A 16,922-nucleotide genomic window follows, 5' to 3' on the forward strand; every position below is an offset into this window, starting at 1 on the left:
GGCCCCGCGCACGAGCGATGGGAGACTCACGTATGACCGCCAGTGTGGACCCGGACCGTTCCACGTGGGACGTCGTCGTTCTCGGTGGTGCCGCAGCCGGTGAGAACGCGGCCCAGTACGCAAGCCAGTTCTCCGGCCTGTCGTCGGTCCTGGTGGAGAACAGCCTGGTCGGGGGCGAATGCTCCTACTGGGCCTGCATGCCCAGCAAGGCGCTGCTGCGGCCGGTCGAAGTGGTGGACGCGGCCGCGCATCTGCCGGGAGTGTCGGCCGGACTGGAGGCCGCCGAAGTACTCGCCCTGCGGGACCGTGTGGTCAACCACCGCGACGACGCCTCGCAGATCTCCTGGGCTCTGAGCACCGGCATCGATGTCGTGCGCGGCTACGGACGGCTGACCGGTGAGCGGACCCTCGTCGTGACTCACCCCGACGGTTCGACCCGGACCGTGACGGCCGAGCACGCCGTGGTCATCGACACCGGGTCCCGTCCGTCCGTTCCGGACGTGCCGGGATTGCGTGCCGCCCTTCCATGGACGTCGCGCGACGTGACATCGATGGAGGAGGTACCGCGTCGCGTGCTCATCCTGGGCGGAGGCGTGGTCGCCTGCGAGGCGGCCACCTGGCTGCGCGGACTCGGGGTCGACGAGGTGTCGCTCGTGTACCGCGACACACACCTGCTGGCCCGTCAGGAACCCTTCGCGGGAACACTGGTCGCCCAGACATTGCAGGACAGCGGTGTGCGGCTGTACCCGGAGCGCAGCCTGGCCCAGGTCAAGCGCGCCGACCCCCGTGACACGGGGCACGGGCACGTCCACGGCGGAGAAGTCAGCGTGACGCTGCACGACGGGGCGACCGTGGTCGCCGACGAGATCGTCGTGGCGACCGGCCGCATCCCGAACACCGACGACATCGGCCTGGAAAGCGTCGGTCTGCGTCCCGGCGGATACATCGGTGTCGACGATCAGCAGTGTGTCGAGGGTGTGAGCGGGAACTGGCTGTACGCCATCGGTGACGCGTGCGGCCGTGCGCTGCTGACGCACATGGGCAAGTACCAGGCCCGTATCGCGGGTGAGGCCATCGCCGCGCGAGCACGCGGGTCCTCCGCGGAACTGCCTTCGTCCGCCGCCGGACACGTCGGGCTGCCGCAGGTCGTCTTCACCGATCCGGAGGTCGGCAGCGCCGGAATGACCGAACAGCAGGCGCGCGACGCCGGCAAGGACGTGGAGATCGTGGAGTACGACCTTGCCGCCCTCGCCGGAACCTACGTCCTGCGCCCGGACTACCGGGGCCGCGCCAAACTGGTCGTCGACCGCGCGGACGACGTGGTGTTGGGGGCCACGTTCGTCGGTACGGGCATCGCCGAACTGGTGCACTCGGCGACCACTGCGATCGTGGGCCGGATCCCGCTCTCCACCCTGTGGCATGTCGTCCCGAGCTATCCGACCGTCAGCGAGATCTGGCTCCGGCTTCTGGAGACCCTCCGCGCGCAGCGGCACCAGGACGACGACCGGAAGTGAACTCGGCGCACACCCACGGGAATCGGACCGCGAGCTGCGTCTGTCGCGGTGGGACGGTCCGTGAAAGGGTGGCTGCCCATGAGTCCCATGGTCGGCCGCGAGGCGATGGAGTCGGTGTACGGATCCGGGGAGTTGGTGACTCTGGACGAGGCGACCCTCACGCCCGTCGCTCATGAGCCCACCCGTGCGTTCCTGCGAGATGTCGGCCTGCCCTCGTGGATGGGCTGGTTCCAGATGGACCGCCTCCTGGAGGAAGGGGACGTGCGTGTCGGCGGTGAGGCATGGCGGAACGTCGCGCGCCGTTACCCCGGTTGCACGTCCGACATGTCCTCGTGGCTCTCTCTGGGCGGAATCGCCCTCGACGACGTCGCCGTCGACACCGTCACGGGGGTCGTCCACTGCATCCCGGAGGACGGAGCCCCGCACCGGCTCAACAGCGGCGTCGACGAACTGGCCTTCTTCCTCCTCGCGTTGGAACGGGAGCGTCCTCAGTACGACCCCGAGTCCGACACCGTCGAGGTCGATCCGGAGGGAGCCGCCGAGCGACTGCTCCGTCTGATGCGGGACGCCGAACCAGGTGTGATGGAGAATCCCGACTGCTGCTGGTTCTCGGTCCTCGGACATGTCCGCGACCTGCTGCGGGTCTGACCGTCTGCCGCGGGCACGAGCGGGCCCGCGTCGACACGCCGCTGGGGCGATCAGCGGCCGGTACTGCCCCCGCCCGGCGGGCGGCGGCGCAGCCGTTCGGAGAGCGTCCGTCGCCGCGGCCGGGCGACGATGTCGCCGCCGCGGGAGCGTCCGGTCAGCCGTACCCGCAGGCCGACGGGAGTGTCGGGGCCGGACGCGGACCGGATCTTGATGTCGCCGCTGCCGCGTTCCAGGCCGTCGGCGTCGACTTCGATCCCCGGCCTGGTCACCAGCGTCAGGTTTCCTCCGATGCGCAGGTCGACCTCGATGTCCAGGGTCCTGTGGGTGATCACGGCATGGGTGAAGTCGAGTGTCGCGTCGCCGAACATGAGGCGGACCTCCATACGGCGCGGCACCAGCCAGCGGCCGGCGCGGGTGACGTCGCCGAAACGCTGGTCGATCCGGACCAGCTCTCCGGCCTGCGGCGGCATGCCTTCCGAGGGCAGGTCGGCGGTCAGCCGGGCCAGGTCGCTGGTGGTGCGGGCCGCCAACGCGGCGTCCAGGCGCTCGTCGAGTTCGGTGGCGGTGATCCGCCCGTCGCCGGCGGCTACCTGAAGGATCTCCACGACCTGGTCACGTTCCCGGTCGGATGCGCGCAGTTCGGGGGTCGTGTCATGTCCCGCAGAGCCGTCGCCCGGTCCGAGTGAACCCGTCATGCCCGCATTCTGGTGGACGGGCCGCAGTCCCGCAACGGTGGCGATCTCCACCGGACGACGCGCCGGACAAAGGCCGTTGGGCCCGGCCGTCGCGCGTCGGCCGGGCCCGGGGGTGTCACGTTCAGCAGCGCTTGGACGTCGAGGCCTGCCCGGCCACCGGGTCACCAGGGGCGCGCAGGGTGCCGATCGCCGAGGTGCACTCGCTCACCGTGGCGGCGGGGTAGGACCAGAACTCCTGCTGGTTGGTGGCGTTCCACCAGTCCTGGCCGACGACCTGGTCGCGCGAGTAGCTGTAGACGCCGGTGCTGACGTCGTAGTCCTTGATCTTGTCGCGGAAGCTCTGCCACACCCACACGTAGCCGTAGTTGCGCTTGCACGTGGGCGAGTAGAACTGCTTGACGGAGGCGACGTGGGCTCCGGCCCGGTTGATGTAGGCGGTGGCACCGATCTGGTACGCGTCGGAACACACGCCGGCGGCCTGTGCCTTGACGCTGAGCGGGTTGCCCGCCTCCGACGGGACGGCGGAACGGGCGGTCAGGCTCTGCTTGCCGGGCGACGGGGCCGGGCCCGTACCGGCGACGGCCGAGGCCGCGGGAATCAGAGCGGCGGCCGACGCCGCCGCCACGACCAGGATCCTGCGAGCGCGCATGAGAAAGGTCCCCCTTGCTCTGGGTGTATGACTCCACGGGTGCCGATGAGGCACGCCGGACAGCGAACAGGGCAGGGCAAACCACCGTGAAACATCGCCTAACCCTGTGAAGAGCACTGTCCACGCGTATCGGTCATCAAGTCAGACGGCCCGAGACGCCGGATGGTTGTAGCGCAGACCACAACTGCTTCTCGGGAAGCCGTAGTTGCGGGCCCGAGGGCTCCCACCGGCAAGGAAGTCGCCCGAGCCGCGCCGGACGGGCCGCCCGGACGCGGCTCGACCCCGGCTGCGCCGCCGAACGTGGCGACGACCCACCGACGCACGCCACCGCCCGCCGGCGGACACCGTCACCCTGTGCGCGGCACCCGGTGGAGGGACGGGCGCCGACGGTGACGAACCGCCGGTCCACGGCCGAAACGCGGGTGATGCGGAGGCCCTCGGCACCTTCTCCTCTCACTTGCCCGCCACGACTGGATATTCATCAGTCGCCGAATATTCTGGACCGCAGGCGGAGGAAATTCCTCCGCCTGCGACAAGGGGCGAGGAGGTGGGCAGACGGTGCGCGTCGACGCCCAGCTCAACCGGGACAAGATCATTCAGGCGGCACGGCTGATCTTCGTGCACGAGGGCCCGGACGCGCCGCTGGAGAAGATCGCTCGCCGTGCGGGCGTCGGGATCGCCACCCTCTACCGGCGCTTTCCCAGCCGCGAGGACCTGGTCATGGCCGTCGCGACGGACACCTTGCGGAGTCTGAACACGGCGGTCCGCACGGCCGCCGAGGAGCAGCCCGACGCGTTCGGCGCCCTGCGTGTGTTCATGCACGCGGCTCTGGACCTGAAGGTGGGCGCGATCATGCCGTCACTGCTCGGCCGGATCGACGTCGAGGACATCATCGAGCGCTCCGGGGATGCCCTCGTCCACGTCTCCGAGCTGCTTCAGGCCGCCCAGGCGGCCGACGAGGTGCGGGCCGACGTCCTGCCCGGTGACGTCATCTTCATGGTCGTACGGCTGACCCGTCCGCTGCCCGGCCGGGCGATCGCGGAGGACACCGCGCTCGCCCACCGCCAGCTGGAGATCTACCTCGACGGCCTGCGGTCCCCCGGGGCGTCGCCACGCCATGGCGCTCTTCCCGGACCTGCGATCGGCTCCGCCTGGTTCCGTCGCATCCGGGCCCGCATGGCCGGCGCGGCACCCTCGTCGGCGCGCAAGGCGACGCGCGCCGCCTGACCCCCCGCCCCCCTGGCACACCCTTTCCCTGTATTCGAAGGTGAGTTCGTCATGTCTTCCGCCCCCCGACCCGCCGAGGTACCCACCTCGGCGCCGACTCCCGGGGACAACCCTCGGCGCTGGCTGGGCCTGGTGTTCATCGGCCTGGCCCAATTGATGATCGTCCTGGACATCACCGTCGTGAACATCGCCCTGCCGTCCGCCCAGCAGGACCTGGGCATCTCCGCGGGCGACCGCCAGTGGGTCATCACCGCCTACACCCTCGCCTTCGGCAGCCTGCTCCTGCTGGGAGGCCGGATCGCCGACTACACCGGACGCAAACGCGCCTTCCTCATCGGCCTGATCGGCTTCGCCTGCGCCTCCGCCCTGGGCGGTGCCGCCACCGGCTTCACACTGTTGCTGGCCGCCCGGGCACTCCAGGGGGCCTTCGCGGCACTGCTCGCTCCGGCCGCGCTGTCCCTGCTCAGCGTCAGCTTCACCGAGAGCCGTGAGCGCGCCAAGGCCTTCGGCGTCTACGGGGCGATCGCGGCCGGCGGCAGCGCCATCGGGCTCCTGCTCGGCGGTCTGCTCACCGAGTATCTCGACTGGCGTTGGTGCCTGTACGTGAACGTGCCCATCGCCGTGATCGCCGCCTGCGGCTGGTCCGTGCTCCCCGCGGACCGGCGCGCCACCGTACGGACTCGGCTCGACCTTCCCGGCGCCCTGCTCGCCACCTCGGGCCTCGTCGCCGTCGTGTACGGGTGCAGCAAGGCGGAATCCGACGGGTGGGACTCCCCGCTCGTCATGGCCCTGCTGACCTCCGGTGTCTGCCTCCTCGTGGGCTTCGCCCTCTTCGAGGCCCGTTCACCCCGGCCGCTGCTGCCGCTGCGGGTGGTCACGGACCGGACCCGGGCCAGTGCCTATCTGGCGGTCGCGCTGGCCGTGATCGGCATGTTCGGGATGTTCCTCTTCCTCACCTACTACATGCAGGTCGTCAAGGACTACTCCGCGGTCCTGACCGGCGTCGCGTTCCTTCCGCTCACCGCGGGCGTCCTGGTGTCCGCGGGCGGCATCGCCTCCCGGCTGCTTCCCCGTGTCCCGCCGCGCGCCCTGGTCGTCCCGGGGCTGCTGCTCGCCGCCGTGGGCACCGGTTGGCTCATCCCACTGGAGGCCGACACCTCCTACGCGACCGGCGTACTCCCTGCCGAGATCATCGTCGGCCTCGGCATGGGCCTGGTGATGGCGCCGGCGATGAACTACGCGACGCACGGTGTGCGCCCGGAGGACTCCGGCGTCGCCTCCGCGATGGCGAACACGTCCCAGCAGATCGGTGCCTCCATCGGCACGGCGCTGCTGAACACCATCGCCATCGACGCGAGCACGGACTACCTCGCCGACCGCCGGCACACCCCGGACGTCCTGCGGGTCGCGCTGGTCGAGGGATTCTCGACCGCCTACTCGGTGGCCACCGTCATCCTCGCCGCGGCGGCCCTCGTCATCGCGGTCCTGATGAACGCACCCCGTCCGGCCCCCGTCGGCGAAGCCCGGAGGCAGCCGGCCCCGCACATGGGCTGACCTTCCGTCGCACGGCCCGGACCTCACATGTCGCGCGCCGTCCGGTCGGCCGCCGAGTCCCGGCGGCCGACCGGACGGCCTTCACACGGCGGGCGGACTGCCGATCGGCCGTCGTGCGCGGGCCGGACGGCCGGAGGCGGCCGTCATGCGTGCCTGGCCCGCCCGTCGGCCGTCGAGACTCCGGCAGTGGTCAGTGGTCGGCGGTCACTCGTCACCGGTCGCCGTGTCCCGCCCCCGCCCCTCCGTCGTCCACGGGCGGAGCTTCTCGGGATTGCGCACCACCCAGATGTGCTTGATCCGGCCGCCGCCGACCTCGAAGGCGTACACCGCGACGGTGACGCCGTCGTACTGGGCCACCAGGCCGGGCCGGCCGTTCACCGTACGCTCCAGGATCGTCAGGGCAGGTGTCCTGGCCAGGATGTCGACCAGGTAGCGGGCGATCCGCTCGCCGCCGTCGATCGGCCGGAGCCTCGCGCTCGCCAGGCCGCCGCCGTCGGCGACGGTCGTGGCGTCCGGGTCGAGGAGGGCGATGAGGGTCTTGATGTCCTTCGCTTCCCATGCCTGTCTGAAGCCGCTGACGAGGGCGGCGTGCTCGGCGGTCGGTCCTGCGGGAGTCTGCGCGGCGCGGACGCGGCGGCGGGCCGAGGAGGCCAGCTGCCGGCAGGCCACCGGAGTACGGCCCACGATCTCGGCCACTTCGGCGAAGGAGTAGCGGAAGACGTCGTGCAGGATGAACGCGACGCGCTCGGCGGGGGTCATCGATTCGAGCACGACGAGGAAGGCCATGTTGACCGACTCGTCGAGGGTGACCCGGTCCGCCGGATCGGTCGTCGTGCCGCCCGACGGCCCGACCGTCCACTCCGTGCGTTCCGGCAACGGCTCGGGGATCCATTCGCCCACGTACCGCTCGCGGCGCGCCCGCGCGGAGCCGAGCACGTCCAGGCAGATGCGGCTGGCGACCGTCGTCAGCCAGCCGCCGACCGACTCGATGGCGCCCCGCTGCCGCTGGGGCAGGGCGTACCAGCGCGTGTACGTCTCCTGCACGACGTCTTCGGCCTCGGCCAGCGATCCGAGCATCCGGTACGCCAGATTGATCAGCCGGCGCCGCTCGCTCATGATCGCGTCCAGGCTCGGGTCGGCCCGGCCGTCTCCTGGCTCGGACGGGGTGCTCATGGTGCGGTCAGCTCCCTCGGTCGCATCTGCTCTCACCGGTCCGACGACGCAGCGCGCCGAAAGGTGAGGCCGGCCGGACGCGACGGCCCACGCCTGATGCAGATGACGTGCCGGGTACCCCCGGCGGATCCCGCCCGACTCGCGGTCACCGCGTGTCCGACGGGCTTCGGCGCGCTCAGTGCCGTGCCGCCTCCACCAGGCCGGTCAGCTCGGCCACCGTCATCGAGCCGGCCGCGCGGCGCTCCCGGGCGAAGGTGTCGGCGACGCGCTGCAGCACCTCGTTCACCGGGGTGGGTATCCCGTGCAGGCGGCCGAGCAGGACGATCTCGCCGTTCAGGAAGTCGGCCTCGACGGTGCCCGTCCCGCGGCTCAGCGACTGCCATGAGGACCCGCCGCGCGGGGAGGCGTCCGCGGGCTCGAAACGGAGCCTGGAGCGCACCTCGGCGGCCTCCGCGTCGGTGACGGTCTCCAGGCCCGCGGCGGCCAGGACCGTGCGGCCCTCCGCCCGGGCCGCGCGGCACACGCCGCGGGCCTCCTCCCCGGTCACCGGGCCCGTGACGGCCTCGACCGAGTTCGCCAGGTTGCCGAGGAGTTTGCCGTACTTCCACCGCATGACGTCGTCGACGACGGGCGCGTCGAAATGCGACTTCTCCAGGGCCCCGGAGATGCTCCGCACGGTCTCGTCCGTGCCGGAGGGGAAGCGCCCCAGGTGCAGGACGCCGGTGACGGGGGCGGACACCGCGGTGACCGAACCCGGCTCGACGTGGGTCGCCGGCAGCCAGACACACATCCCGTAGACGCGGCGGAAGCGGCGCAGCGCAAGACGTTCGCTCTCGACGCCGTTCTGGGCGCACACCAACGGGAGCCTCTCGCCGGCCGTGCCCCCGCCCGCCACCGGCCGCGGAGCCCAGGCGTCCAGGGCGGCGGTGCCGTCCTGCGTCTTCACGGCGAGCATCAGGACGTCGTCCTCGCGCAGGTGCCCGAGCTCCTCGGGATGCCTGACGACGGGCAGCCGGTGGATGTGCGGCCCCTCCGCGACCGTGAGCCGCAGGCCGTGGTCGCGCAGAGCCTCGTGATGCGCTCCCCGCGCGACGAGGACCACCTCGTGCCCTGCCTCGGCCAGCCGGCCGCCCAGCGCACCGCCGACGGCTCCGGCCCCGATGATGATGTAGCGCATGCGTCAAGACTCCCACACGGCTCGGCGCCGGGGCCGCGGCGAGATGAGCACGGATGCTCAACTCCGTTGACCGCCAAGGGATGTGCGAGACTCCGGTCCATGGGCCTTGATCAAGAACTCGTGGACGCCGCCGTCGACCTCATGGACCGGCGTTGGCCGTCGGGCGAGCCGGGCGGTGCGGCGGCCGTACGGCTGGCCGACGGCGGCATCCTGACCAGCGTCGGACTCGACAACCTGCACGCTGCGGTGGCCCTCTGCCAGGAGACGGGCGCCTTCGTCCAGGCGTACACGCAGGACCGTGGCGTCGTCGCCTCGGTCTGTGTGAGCCGGGACCTGGAGCGGGACAGGGTGCTGATCCTCCCGCCATGTGGTGTCTGCCAGGAGCGGCTCGCGCTGTGGGGTCCGGCCGTGGAGGTCGCGGTCCCGCGGGAGGACGACCCGACCGCCTGGACGGCACGGACCCTCGCGGAGGTGAACCCCTACTACTGGGGGCGGCAGTTCGCCGACGGCGCATGGCCCTCGGCGGAGCAGCACACCGGGTGAGGACCAGGCCGGGCTCACGGCCGCCGGCCTCCTCGGCACCGCTGATCGAGGAGTCTCCTCGAAGGCCTCGATCAGCGGTGCCGGATCCCGGGACCCGTCGCGGCGACGGTGTTCAGCGCCGGGTGAGCTGGGTCTCGGAGGCGACGCGGGTCAGCTTCTCCGGGTTGCGGACGTAGTAGATGCCGGTGACGCGGGCGTCCTCGACGCGGACCGCCAGGACACCGTCCATCTCGCCGTCCAGGTGGAGGACGAGCGCCGGGTTGCCGTTGAAGACGGTCGTGACGGTGGTGATCTCGGCCTCGACCCTGCCGCTGCCGCCGATGATGAAGCGGGCGACCTTGCTGGAACCGACGACCGGTCGCAGCGCGGCCTGCTTGACTCCGCCGCCGTCGCTCAGGAGGACGACGTCGGGGGCGAGGACGTCGAGCAGTCCCTGCAACTCACCAGTGTCGAGGGCACGTTGGAACGACTCCAGGACCGCCCGGGTCTCACTCGCGGAGACCACCTCTCGCGGTCGGCGGGCCTCGACGTGCCCTCGGGCCCGGTGCGCGATCTGGCGTACGGCGGCCGGGCTCTTGTCGACCGCGGCCGCGATCTCGTCGTAGCTGACGTCGAAGGCCTCGCGCAGCACGAACACGGCGCGCTCCGTGGGCGACAGGGTCTCCAGGACGAGCATCATCGCCATCGACACGCTCTCGGCGAGCTCGACGTCCTCGGCCACGTCCGGTGCGGTGAGCACCGGTTCGGGCAGCCACGGGCCGACGTAGGCCTCCTTGCGACGCGTCATCGTGCGCAGCCGGTTGAGCGCCTGCCGGGTCGTGACGCGGACCAGGTAGGCGCGTTGGTCGCGCACCTCCGTCAAGTCGACCTTGACCCACCGCATCCAGGTCTCCTGGAGGACGTCCTCGGCGTCCGCCGCCGACCCGAGCATCTCGTACGCGACGGTGAAGAGCAGGTTGCGGTGGGCGACGAACGCCTCGGTCGCCGGGTCGGTGGCCTGGTCGCTCATGTCTCGACTCTTCTCCTTCGCTGCCGGCGCCGGTGGCCGAAGATCTTCAAGAGTGCACTTACCCTACGGGCGGCCGTCGCTCCGGCCACCCGTTCGATGTGATCCGTCCGTCCCCGTGTGTGCGCCGGGCTCGCGACGGGTCCTGCGGCGGCGCCCGCCAGGAAGGCGCCGCCCCACCGAGGGAGTTCGTGGTGACGGTGGGCGGGAGCCGCCGCCGGCGGACGCCGCGCGTCGCCGGTTCAGCGGGCGACCGGGGTCTCGTCGCGCAGCGCCCGCAGCGCCTGCTCGCGCGTGTCGTCCTTGGCCCAGGCCCAGCTGAGCGAACCGGGCTTGTGCGCCTCGTCGACCAGCTGCTTGACGGTGCCCCAGCACACGAGCTGCTTGAGCTTCGCACCGGCGCGGCCGCCGACATGGAGCCGCATCGCGGTGTCGTTCCGGTGAGCGAACTGGAAGATGCCGCCGCGGCGCCCCAGGCTGATGCACTGGCCGACGAAGCCGAGGGCGATGGGTTCGGGCCGCTCGCCCGCGATGCGGTGGAGCACGGTGTCGGCGGCGTGCGCGCCGAGGGGTCCCGCGGCCTGGCAGCTCATCCGGAAGGGCAGGTCCGACGGTGCCGCCGAGTCCCCGCCCGCGACGATCCGCTCGTCGTCCACGCTCGTCAGCGTCTCGTCCGTGAGCAGGCGGCCCACGGCATCGGTGCTCAGCCCGCTGCGGGCGGCCAGGTCCGGAACGCCGAACCCGACGGTCCAGACGGTGACGTCGCTCGGCAGGTCGCGGCCGTCGGCCAGCCGCACGGCGTCGTGCGTCACGCCCGTCACCTTCGTACCGGGACCGTCGAGCACCGTCACACCGAGCCGGGCGAGCCGCCCGGCGACCGAGCGTCGCCCCCGCGGGTGCAGGTAGGGGCCGAGCGCCCCGCCGCACACGAGGGTCACGGCGCCCCCCTCCTCGGCCAGCTCGGCGGCGGTCTCGATGCCGCTGGGGCCGGCGCCGACCACGGTCACCGCGGCCGTGGCGGGCGCCGCGGCGAGGACCGACCGCAGCCGCTGCGCCTCTTCGAGACCGCCGAGCGGGTAAGCGTGCTCGGCCGCTCCGGGGACGCGCGGGGCGGCGCTGCCACTGCCCACCGCGTAGACGAGGTAGTCGTAGCGGACCGTGCCACCGGTCGCCAGCTCCACGCTGCGCCCGGCCGCGTCGATGCGTGCCACGGTGTCGACCACGAGCCGGACCTCCTTGCCCAGCACCTTCGTGTACTCGACGACGGCGTCGTCGGATCCGGCCACGAGCTGGTGCAGGCGGATGCGCTCGACGAAGGTGGGGCGCGGGTTGATCAGGGTCACTGTGACGTCCGCGCGCTGTGTCAGGCGATTGGCGGCCATGACACCGGCGTAGCCTCCGCCGATCACGACCACATCGGTGTTCTCGTTCATCGTCTCTCCTTGGTTCCAGGGGGTCCGGCCTCAAGACACCGCGCGGTCGGCCGCTGTGACAGCCTGTGACGCGGATCACTCCGAGGGTGGGGTCGATGGATGGATCTGCCGGTCAGACGGTGAAGGACTCGGGGCCGAAGCGCCCCCATGCGACGAAGGCCGCGAGGGCGAGGTAGATCAGGTTCAGGGCGACGAACCTGTCGAGGCCGCCGTGGCGGAAGTGCGTGATCATCGCGCCGATCATCAGCAGGACCCAGCAGACGGCTGTCACGGGCACCAGGACCGGTGCGATGTCGACCACGGCGGGGAGTATCAGGCCGACCGCTGCGGCGAGTTCGAGGAATCCGAGTCTCCGGACGAAGCCGGCGCCGGCGTCCGCGGTCCATTCGCCGCCGGGCGCCTCGGCCAGTCTTTCCTTGGGCACGAACACCTTGGTGATGCCGCCGGCCAGGGCGACCACGGCGAGCAGTCCGGTGGCGATCCACAGTGCGAGGTTCATGAGGTGCTCCTTCGTGTCCGGTGTCCGGCGCTCCACGGGCCGGCCGTTTCCATGGGTGCGCCCTCAAGACACCGCGCGGTCGGCCGCTGTGACAGCGCGTGACGCGGATCACTGCGCCGGCGGATCCCGTACGGAACGGACGCGGGACTCCGTCACGAGGCCGCCGCTCATCGGACGTCACGGCAGCCGCGAGTACGCTCACGCAGGCCGGAGCCGCCGCGCCTCTGCCCCTGATGGCGCGAGATCCGGCAGCAAGGGCGTCGGCCTGCGAGCGCGCGCCGGTCGATCCGTCGTGAGAGACCGTCGCGCATGGACGTGTGGAGTCGCGAGATGGCAGGCAGCGTCACCGTATTCACCCTCGGCGGAACGATCTCCGCTGCCCGCGGGGGTGCCGGCCGGCTGACGGGCGCCGAGGTCATGGCGCAGCTCGCACCGTCCCCCGACGTCGACGTGCGCCTCCACGATTTCCGGAGGATCCCGAGCTCGAACCTCACCGTGGACGACCTCGCCGAACTGGCCGCACTGATCGACGCGGCGGGGGCCGCGGGCTCCGGCGCGGTCGTGGTGCAGGGGACGGACACCATCGAGGAGTCCGCGTTCCTGCTGGACCTGGTGTGCGCGCAGCACCGTCCCGTGGTGGTCACCGGCGCGATGCGGCGTCCCGATCTGCCGGGCGCGGACGGCCCGGCGAACCTGGCCGGCGCCATCGCCGTCGCGGGCGACAGCGGGTGCCGGGGCCTCGGTGCGCTCGTGGTCCTCGCCGACGAGATCCATGCGGCGCGGCACGTCCGCAAGACCCACACCACGTCCGTCACCACCTTCGCCTCACCCGGGGCCGGTCCCCTCGGTTCGGTGGTCGAGGGGCGGCCGCGCGTCCTGTTGCGGCCGCCCGCCCCCCTCGTCGATCGCCCTCTGCGGCTGCTCCGCGCGGCGCGGGTCGCTCTGCTCACGGTGTCGCTGGGCGACCGCGGGGAACTCCTCGCGGCGATCGACGACCGGTTCGACGGCCTCGTCGTGGCGGCGTTCGGCGCGGGTCACCTTCCGGAGTGGTTCGTGGAGCCCCTGGAGCGGCTGGCCGCACGCATGCCGGTCGTCCTCGCCTCGCGCACCGGCGCCGGCCCGATGCTGAGCCGCACCTACAACGGTCCGGGCTCCGAACACGACCTGCTCGGCCGGGGACTGCTCTCGGCGGGGTCCCTCGACGCGCCGAAGGCACGCCTGCTGCTCCAGGCACTGCTGTCCGACGGCGCGGACCTCGCGCGCATCCGCCGTACGTTCGCGGCTCTCGTCGGCTGATCCCCACCCGGATCGCGGGTGCGCTTCCGCGGCGCCGGGGGCGTGCCCGCGACACTTCGGCGAGGGCCGAACCCTCAGGTACCTACATTGGCGGTCATGAGCCGGAACCAAGCGATCCTGCCCCGTACGGGTCACCGTCCGAGCGGCCATGGTGACCGCGTCACCGTCGAGCCGCGCATTCTCTACTTCGGTACGCCTGTCGTGCTGCTGACCACCGAGAACGAGGACGGCTCGTTCAATCTCGCGCCGATGTCCTCGGCCTGGGCACTGGGGCAGGTCGTCGTCCTCGGCCTCGGGAACTCGGGACAGACGGCCCACAACCTGCTGTCCAGGCCGGACTTGGTGATCAGTCTTCCCGCTCCGCATCAGTGGCGGGCGGTCGAGCGGCTGGCTCCGCTGAGCGGGCGTGACCCGCTGCCCGAGGAGAAGAAGGCTGCCTTCCGCTTCGAGCGCGACAAGTTCGGCGCCGCGGGACTGCATCCCGCACCGTCCGAGACGGTCCGTCCGCCCCGCGTCGCCGAGTGCCCGCTGCAACTGGAGGCCCGCGCCGTGCGGGTACGGCGCGACGCGGGCGGCGACTTCCTGATCGTGGAAGCGCAGGTCCTCACCGTGCACGCCGATCCTGACCTGGTCGTCCCCGGCACACAGCACATCGATCCGGCGGCGTGGAGCCCCCTCGTGTACAACTTCCGTCACTACTTCGGGCTGGGCGACGAGCTGGGACATTCGTTCCGCTCGGACACTCCGCATCCGTCGGGATCCTCCACACGGCACCGGCCGGGATCCTCCGATGTCCACTGATCGTGCGGCACCACCGCGTCCCATGAGGCCCGAGGCACTGCGCGACCTCGGGCTCCCCAAGTCCCTTGCCCAGTGGTCGAAGAGGGACCGGCAGCTCACCCCCGCCCCGTCTCCCGTTCCGTCGTGCGCAGGGTCAGGGCGAGCAGCAGGGCGGTGAGGACGCATGCCGCGGCGTTCACGGTCAGGGCCACGCCCACCCCGCTCAGGACGGCGTGGGCGTCCTGGACGTCGAAGCTGCGGATCCGGGCGGTGGCGACGGCCGACATGATCGGGATGCCCATGGTGATGCCGATCTGCTGGCTCATCGTGGCCAACCCGTTGGCCAGGCCCTGTTCTTCGTCGGGGAGGCCGGAGGTGGCCGTGACCATGAAGCCGACGATGGCCACCAGGTTGGCGACACCGCCCGCGAAGGTCGTGGCCAGCAGGACGTAGATCCACGCCGACCCGGTGCCGAGGAGGACGAGCGGGACGGTGGCCGCGGCCTGGACGAGGAACCCGGCCACGAGGGCGTTCCTGGTGCCGACGGTTGCGATGACCTTGGGGCCGATGAACCCGCCGACGACCGTGCCGAGGCCGAGCACGGCGAAGGACAGGCCCGAGGCGAGGGGCGAGTAGCCGAGGACCTCCTGCAGGTAGAGCGTCAGCAGGAAGACGACCGACGTCTCGGTGGCGAAGGCCAGCAGGCCGGCGACGTTGCCCCAGCGCACGCTCCGTCGGCGCAGGACCCGTACGGGGACCAGTGGTTGGGCCACGCGTTGCTCGACGAACCAGAAAAGGACGAGCAGCACGGCTCCGGCGGCCAGCGGTCCGTAGGCCTGGGGGCTTCCCCAGGACCGTTGTCCGGCCTGGGTGAGCCCGTACACGACGGACAGCAGGGCGAGGGTGACGACGACGGCTCCGGGAACGTCCAGTGCGGGACGGCGTTCGGGCCGGCTCTCGGACAGGACGGCGGGGGCGAGGACGAGCACCAGCACGGCCACCGCGACATTGATGAAGAACGCCCAGCGCCAGCTCAGGAGGTCGGTCAGAACGCCGCCGAGGATCGCGCCGGTGGTGAAGCCGGCCGCCATCAACGCGCCGTTCAACCCCAGGGCCTTGTCACGGACCGGGCCTTCCGGGAAGGACGTGGTCAGCAGGGACAGGGCCGCCGGTGTGACGGCCGCCGTCGCCAGCCCCTGGGCGACCCGTGCCGCGATCAGCATCCACGGCGTACCGGCCGTCCCTCCGGCCAGGGACGAGACGCCGAGCACGGCGATGCCCACCAGGAACAGCCGGCGTCGGCCGAACAGGTCGGCGACACGGCCGAAGAGCAGGGTGAATCCGGCGGCGCACAAGGAGAAGGCGGTCGCGACCCACTGGAGGCCGGCGAGCGACAGCCCGACGTCGTCGCCGATGGCGGGCAGCGCGACGTTGAGGATCGAGAAGTCGACGGCGAGAGTGAAGCTCGCCGTCAGGAGCACCGCCAGGATCAGCCGCTCGCGGCCGGTGACGGCCGGCCGGGGCGGTGCCACCTCTCCCACGGCACTGCGTACGGTCACGTCGTCTCCACCGAGGGTCTTCCCGCTCGGGTTCGTCATGGCGCACAACTCCTTTCACGAGTGGTTCCGGCGACCGGAAAGTCGCTCGGCACCCGACTCTGGAAGAAGCCCGCGGCCGCTGCCACGCCCTGCTCGACCGACCCCCGGACTGCCTGGCACTCACAGGGGCAGGCACACCGGCGCTCGGACCCGGCACCATGGACGGCATGAACGAGGCGGATGTGTCGTCTGTGGGCGCTCTCGGTGACTTCCTGCGCAGCCGGCGGGCCCGGCTGAGCCCCGAGGCCGCGGGAATCGTGTCCTACGGTGCCCGTCGGGTGCCGGGGCTCCGGCGGGAGGAACTCGCTCAGCTCGCCGGCATCAGCGCGACGTACTACACGCGGCTCGAACAGGGGCAGAGCACCAACGCGTCGGAGTCGGTCATCGACGCGATCGCCCGCGCGCTGGGCCTGGACGAGGACGAGCGCACGCATCTGCACGACCTGGCGAAGCCGGCTCCCCGCGTGCGGCGGCGTCCCTCGCGTCCGGAGACGGCGCGGGCGAGCACGGTCCGCCTGATCGACGCGATGACGGACGTGCCCGCGGTCGTCATGGGACGTCGCACCGAGGTGCTGGCCTGGAACAGGCTCGGACACGCCCTGCTCGCCGGGCACTACGACTTCACCGCCCCGAGCCGTCCCGCCGACCGGCCCAACATGACGCGGATGCTCTTCCTCGACTGCCACACCCGCGAGCTGTACGCGCGCTGGGACGAGGAGGCCGCTCGCGCCGTCGCATCGCTGCGTCTGGTGGCCGGCCGGTTCCGCGAGGACCGGGCGCTGGCCGGACTCGTGGGCGAACTGACTCTGGGGAGCGACGAGTTCGCCGCCCTGTGGTCCGAGCATCCGGTGCTCGACTGCCTGTCCGGCACCAAGCACTTCCGTCACCCCGAGGTGGGCGAACTGGAGCTCGGGTTCGAGATGCTCCACCTCGCCCAGGACACGGGACAGCGCATCCTCACCTTCACGGCGGCTCCTGGGACGGGCTCCGAAGCCGCGCTGCGGCTGCTCGCCGCGCGCACGGCGCCCGCCCGGACGACACGTCCCGCAAACGCCCACGACGCACCCTCTGTCGCCACGAACCGACTGACCGTACCCTGACAAGTCATAGAACTTCAGGCGTGATTGACC

16 protein-coding genes are annotated in these 16,922 nt (G+C 71.6%); 8 read left to right on the plus strand and 8 right to left on the minus strand.

Features of this window, described 5'->3' with window-relative positions; all coding sequences use genetic code 11:
- Positions 1–32: 32 nt before the first annotated feature.
- Both ACZ4IF_RS27215 and ACZ4IF_RS27220 read left to right on the plus strand, forming a co-directional pair.
- Complete coding sequence (locus tag ACZ4IF_RS27215; protein ID WP_467567370.1) at positions 33–1,514, plus strand: dihydrolipoyl dehydrogenase family protein; 1,482 nt, start codon at positions 33–35, stop codon at positions 1,512–1,514.
- A gap of 78 nt (positions 1,515–1,592) precedes the next feature.
- Positions 1,593–2,162, plus strand: a complete 570-nt coding sequence (locus tag ACZ4IF_RS27220) for an SUKH-4 family immunity protein (protein ID WP_467567372.1) — start codon at positions 1,593–1,595, stop codon at positions 2,160–2,162.
- 50 nt (positions 2,163–2,212) lie between these two features.
- On the opposite strand, the gene ACZ4IF_RS27225 is transcribed toward ACZ4IF_RS27220, so the two are convergent.
- Positions 2,213–2,857, minus strand: coding sequence for a DUF1707 SHOCT-like domain-containing protein (locus tag ACZ4IF_RS27225; protein WP_467567374.1), 645 nt, complete (start codon positions 2,855–2,857; stop codon positions 2,213–2,215).
- A gap of 121 nt (positions 2,858–2,978) precedes the next feature.
- On the minus strand, positions 2,979–3,506 hold the full coding sequence (locus ACZ4IF_RS27230; protein ID WP_359495665.1) for a hypothetical protein: 528 nt from the start codon (positions 3,504–3,506) through the stop codon (positions 2,979–2,981).
- A 558-nt stretch (positions 3,507–4,064) separates the two neighbouring features.
- Between ACZ4IF_RS27230 and ACZ4IF_RS27235 the strand changes: the two genes are divergently transcribed.
- A complete protein-coding gene (locus ACZ4IF_RS27235; protein WP_467567376.1) occupies positions 4,065–4,733 on the plus strand; it encodes a TetR/AcrR family transcriptional regulator in 669 nt (222 codons plus the stop codon).
- A 51-nt stretch (positions 4,734–4,784) separates the two neighbouring features.
- Entirely contained in the window at positions 4,785–6,287 is a 1,503-nt protein-coding gene (locus ACZ4IF_RS27240; protein WP_467567378.1) for an MFS transporter, read from the plus strand.
- 204 nt (positions 6,288–6,491) lie between these two features.
- On the opposite strand, the gene sigJ is transcribed toward ACZ4IF_RS27240, so the two are convergent.
- Positions 6,492–7,460 (minus strand): RNA polymerase sigma factor SigJ, encoded by a 969-nt coding sequence (sigJ, locus tag ACZ4IF_RS27245; RefSeq protein ID WP_467567380.1) that lies wholly within the window; start codon positions 7,458–7,460, stop codon positions 6,492–6,494.
- 175 nt (positions 7,461–7,635) lie between these two features.
- The gene (locus tag ACZ4IF_RS27250; protein ID WP_467567382.1) at positions 7,636–8,637 is read right to left on the minus strand and encodes a ketopantoate reductase family protein; all 1,002 of its coding nucleotides are present in this window, start codon (positions 8,635–8,637) and stop codon (positions 7,636–7,638) included.
- 99 nt (positions 8,638–8,736) lie between these two features.
- On the opposite strand from ACZ4IF_RS27250, the gene ACZ4IF_RS27255 reads away from it, so the two are divergent.
- Positions 8,737–9,180 carry a cytidine deaminase gene (locus tag ACZ4IF_RS27255; protein WP_467567384.1) on the plus strand — a complete coding sequence of 148 codons (444 nt, stop codon included), beginning with the start codon at positions 8,737–8,739 and terminating at the stop codon, positions 9,178–9,180.
- Between the two features lie 112 nt (positions 9,181–9,292).
- Here the strand turns inward: ACZ4IF_RS27255 and ACZ4IF_RS27260 are convergent, their stop codons facing one another.
- The 3 genes from ACZ4IF_RS27260 to ACZ4IF_RS27270 form a co-directional block, all read right to left on the minus strand.
- The gene (locus ACZ4IF_RS27260) at positions 9,293–10,189 is read right to left on the minus strand and encodes an RNA polymerase sigma-70 factor (protein ID WP_467567386.1); all 897 of its coding nucleotides are present in this window, start codon (positions 10,187–10,189) and stop codon (positions 9,293–9,295) included.
- A 239-nt stretch (positions 10,190–10,428) separates the two neighbouring features.
- Positions 10,429–11,619: an NAD(P)/FAD-dependent oxidoreductase gene (locus ACZ4IF_RS27265; RefSeq protein ID WP_467567388.1), complete on the minus strand. Its 1,191-nt coding sequence runs from the start codon at positions 11,617–11,619 to the stop codon at positions 10,429–10,431.
- Positions 11,620–11,731: 112 nt separating this feature from the next.
- The gene (locus ACZ4IF_RS27270; protein ID WP_467567390.1) at positions 11,732–12,118 is read right to left on the minus strand and encodes a DoxX family protein; all 387 of its coding nucleotides are present in this window, start codon (positions 12,116–12,118) and stop codon (positions 11,732–11,734) included.
- A 330-nt stretch (positions 12,119–12,448) separates the two neighbouring features.
- Here ACZ4IF_RS27270 and ACZ4IF_RS27275 point away from each other — a divergent pair, with 330 nt between their 5' ends.
- Entirely contained in the window at positions 12,449–13,414 is a 966-nt protein-coding gene (locus ACZ4IF_RS27275) for an asparaginase (protein ID WP_467567392.1), read from the plus strand.
- 96 nt (positions 13,415–13,510) lie between these two features.
- Positions 13,511–14,215 carry a flavin reductase family protein gene (locus ACZ4IF_RS27280; protein WP_467567394.1) on the plus strand — a complete coding sequence of 235 codons (705 nt, stop codon included), beginning with the start codon at positions 13,511–13,513 and terminating at the stop codon, positions 14,213–14,215.
- A 95-nt stretch (positions 14,216–14,310) separates the two neighbouring features.
- Here the strand turns inward: ACZ4IF_RS27280 and ACZ4IF_RS27285 are convergent, their stop codons facing one another.
- The gene (locus ACZ4IF_RS27285) at positions 14,311–15,792 is read right to left on the minus strand and encodes an MFS transporter (RefSeq protein WP_467567396.1); all 1,482 of its coding nucleotides are present in this window, start codon (positions 15,790–15,792) and stop codon (positions 14,311–14,313) included.
- Between the two features lie 167 nt (positions 15,793–15,959).
- On the opposite strand from ACZ4IF_RS27285, the gene ACZ4IF_RS27290 reads away from it, so the two are divergent.
- Complete coding sequence (locus ACZ4IF_RS27290; RefSeq protein ID WP_467567398.1) at positions 15,960–16,892, plus strand: helix-turn-helix transcriptional regulator; 933 nt, start codon at positions 15,960–15,962, stop codon at positions 16,890–16,892.
- Positions 16,893–16,922 lie beyond the last annotated feature (30 nt).

It is taken from the genome of Streptomyces sp. NPDC025784 (genome assembly GCF_055558435.1).

Excerpts from the sequence above, each read along its gene's own strand:
- ACZ4IF_RS27215 (WP_467567370.1), top strand. The coding sequence starts at position 33 with ATGACCGCCAGTGTGGACCCGGACCGTTCCACGTGGGACGTCGTCGTT.
- ACZ4IF_RS27220 (WP_467567372.1), top strand. The coding sequence starts at position 1,593 with ATGAGTCCCATGGTCGGCCGCGAGGCGATGGAGTCGGTGTACGGATCC.
- ACZ4IF_RS27225 (WP_467567374.1), bottom strand. The coding sequence starts at position 2,857 with ATGACGGGTTCACTCGGACCGGGCGACGGCTCTGCGGGACATGACACG.
- ACZ4IF_RS27230 (WP_359495665.1), bottom strand. The coding sequence starts at position 3,506 with ATGCGCGCTCGCAGGATCCTGGTCGTGGCGGCGGCGTCGGCCGCCGCT.
- ACZ4IF_RS27240 (WP_467567378.1), top strand. The coding sequence starts at position 4,785 with ATGTCTTCCGCCCCCCGACCCGCCGAGGTACCCACCTCGGCGCCGACT.
- sigJ (WP_467567380.1), bottom strand. The coding sequence starts at position 7,460 with ATGAGCACCCCGTCCGAGCCAGGAGACGGCCGGGCCGACCCGAGCCTG.
- ACZ4IF_RS27250 (WP_467567382.1), bottom strand. The coding sequence starts at position 8,637 with ATGCGCTACATCATCATCGGGGCCGGAGCCGTCGGCGGTGCGCTGGGC.
- ACZ4IF_RS27255 (WP_467567384.1), top strand. The coding sequence starts at position 8,737 with ATGGGCCTTGATCAAGAACTCGTGGACGCCGCCGTCGACCTCATGGAC.
- ACZ4IF_RS27260 (WP_467567386.1), bottom strand. The coding sequence starts at position 10,189 with ATGAGCGACCAGGCCACCGACCCGGCGACCGAGGCGTTCGTCGCCCAC.
- ACZ4IF_RS27265 (WP_467567388.1), bottom strand. The coding sequence starts at position 11,619 with ATGAACGAGAACACCGATGTGGTCGTGATCGGCGGAGGCTACGCCGGT.
- ACZ4IF_RS27270 (WP_467567390.1), bottom strand. The coding sequence starts at position 12,118 with ATGAACCTCGCACTGTGGATCGCCACCGGACTGCTCGCCGTGGTCGCC.
- ACZ4IF_RS27275 (WP_467567392.1), top strand. The coding sequence starts at position 12,449 with ATGGCAGGCAGCGTCACCGTATTCACCCTCGGCGGAACGATCTCCGCT.
- ACZ4IF_RS27280 (WP_467567394.1), top strand. The coding sequence starts at position 13,511 with ATGAGCCGGAACCAAGCGATCCTGCCCCGTACGGGTCACCGTCCGAGC.
- ACZ4IF_RS27285 (WP_467567396.1), bottom strand. The coding sequence starts at position 15,792 with ATGACGAACCCGAGCGGGAAGACCCTCGGTGGAGACGACGTGACCGTA.
- ACZ4IF_RS27290 (WP_467567398.1), top strand. The coding sequence starts at position 15,960 with ATGAACGAGGCGGATGTGTCGTCTGTGGGCGCTCTCGGTGACTTCCTG.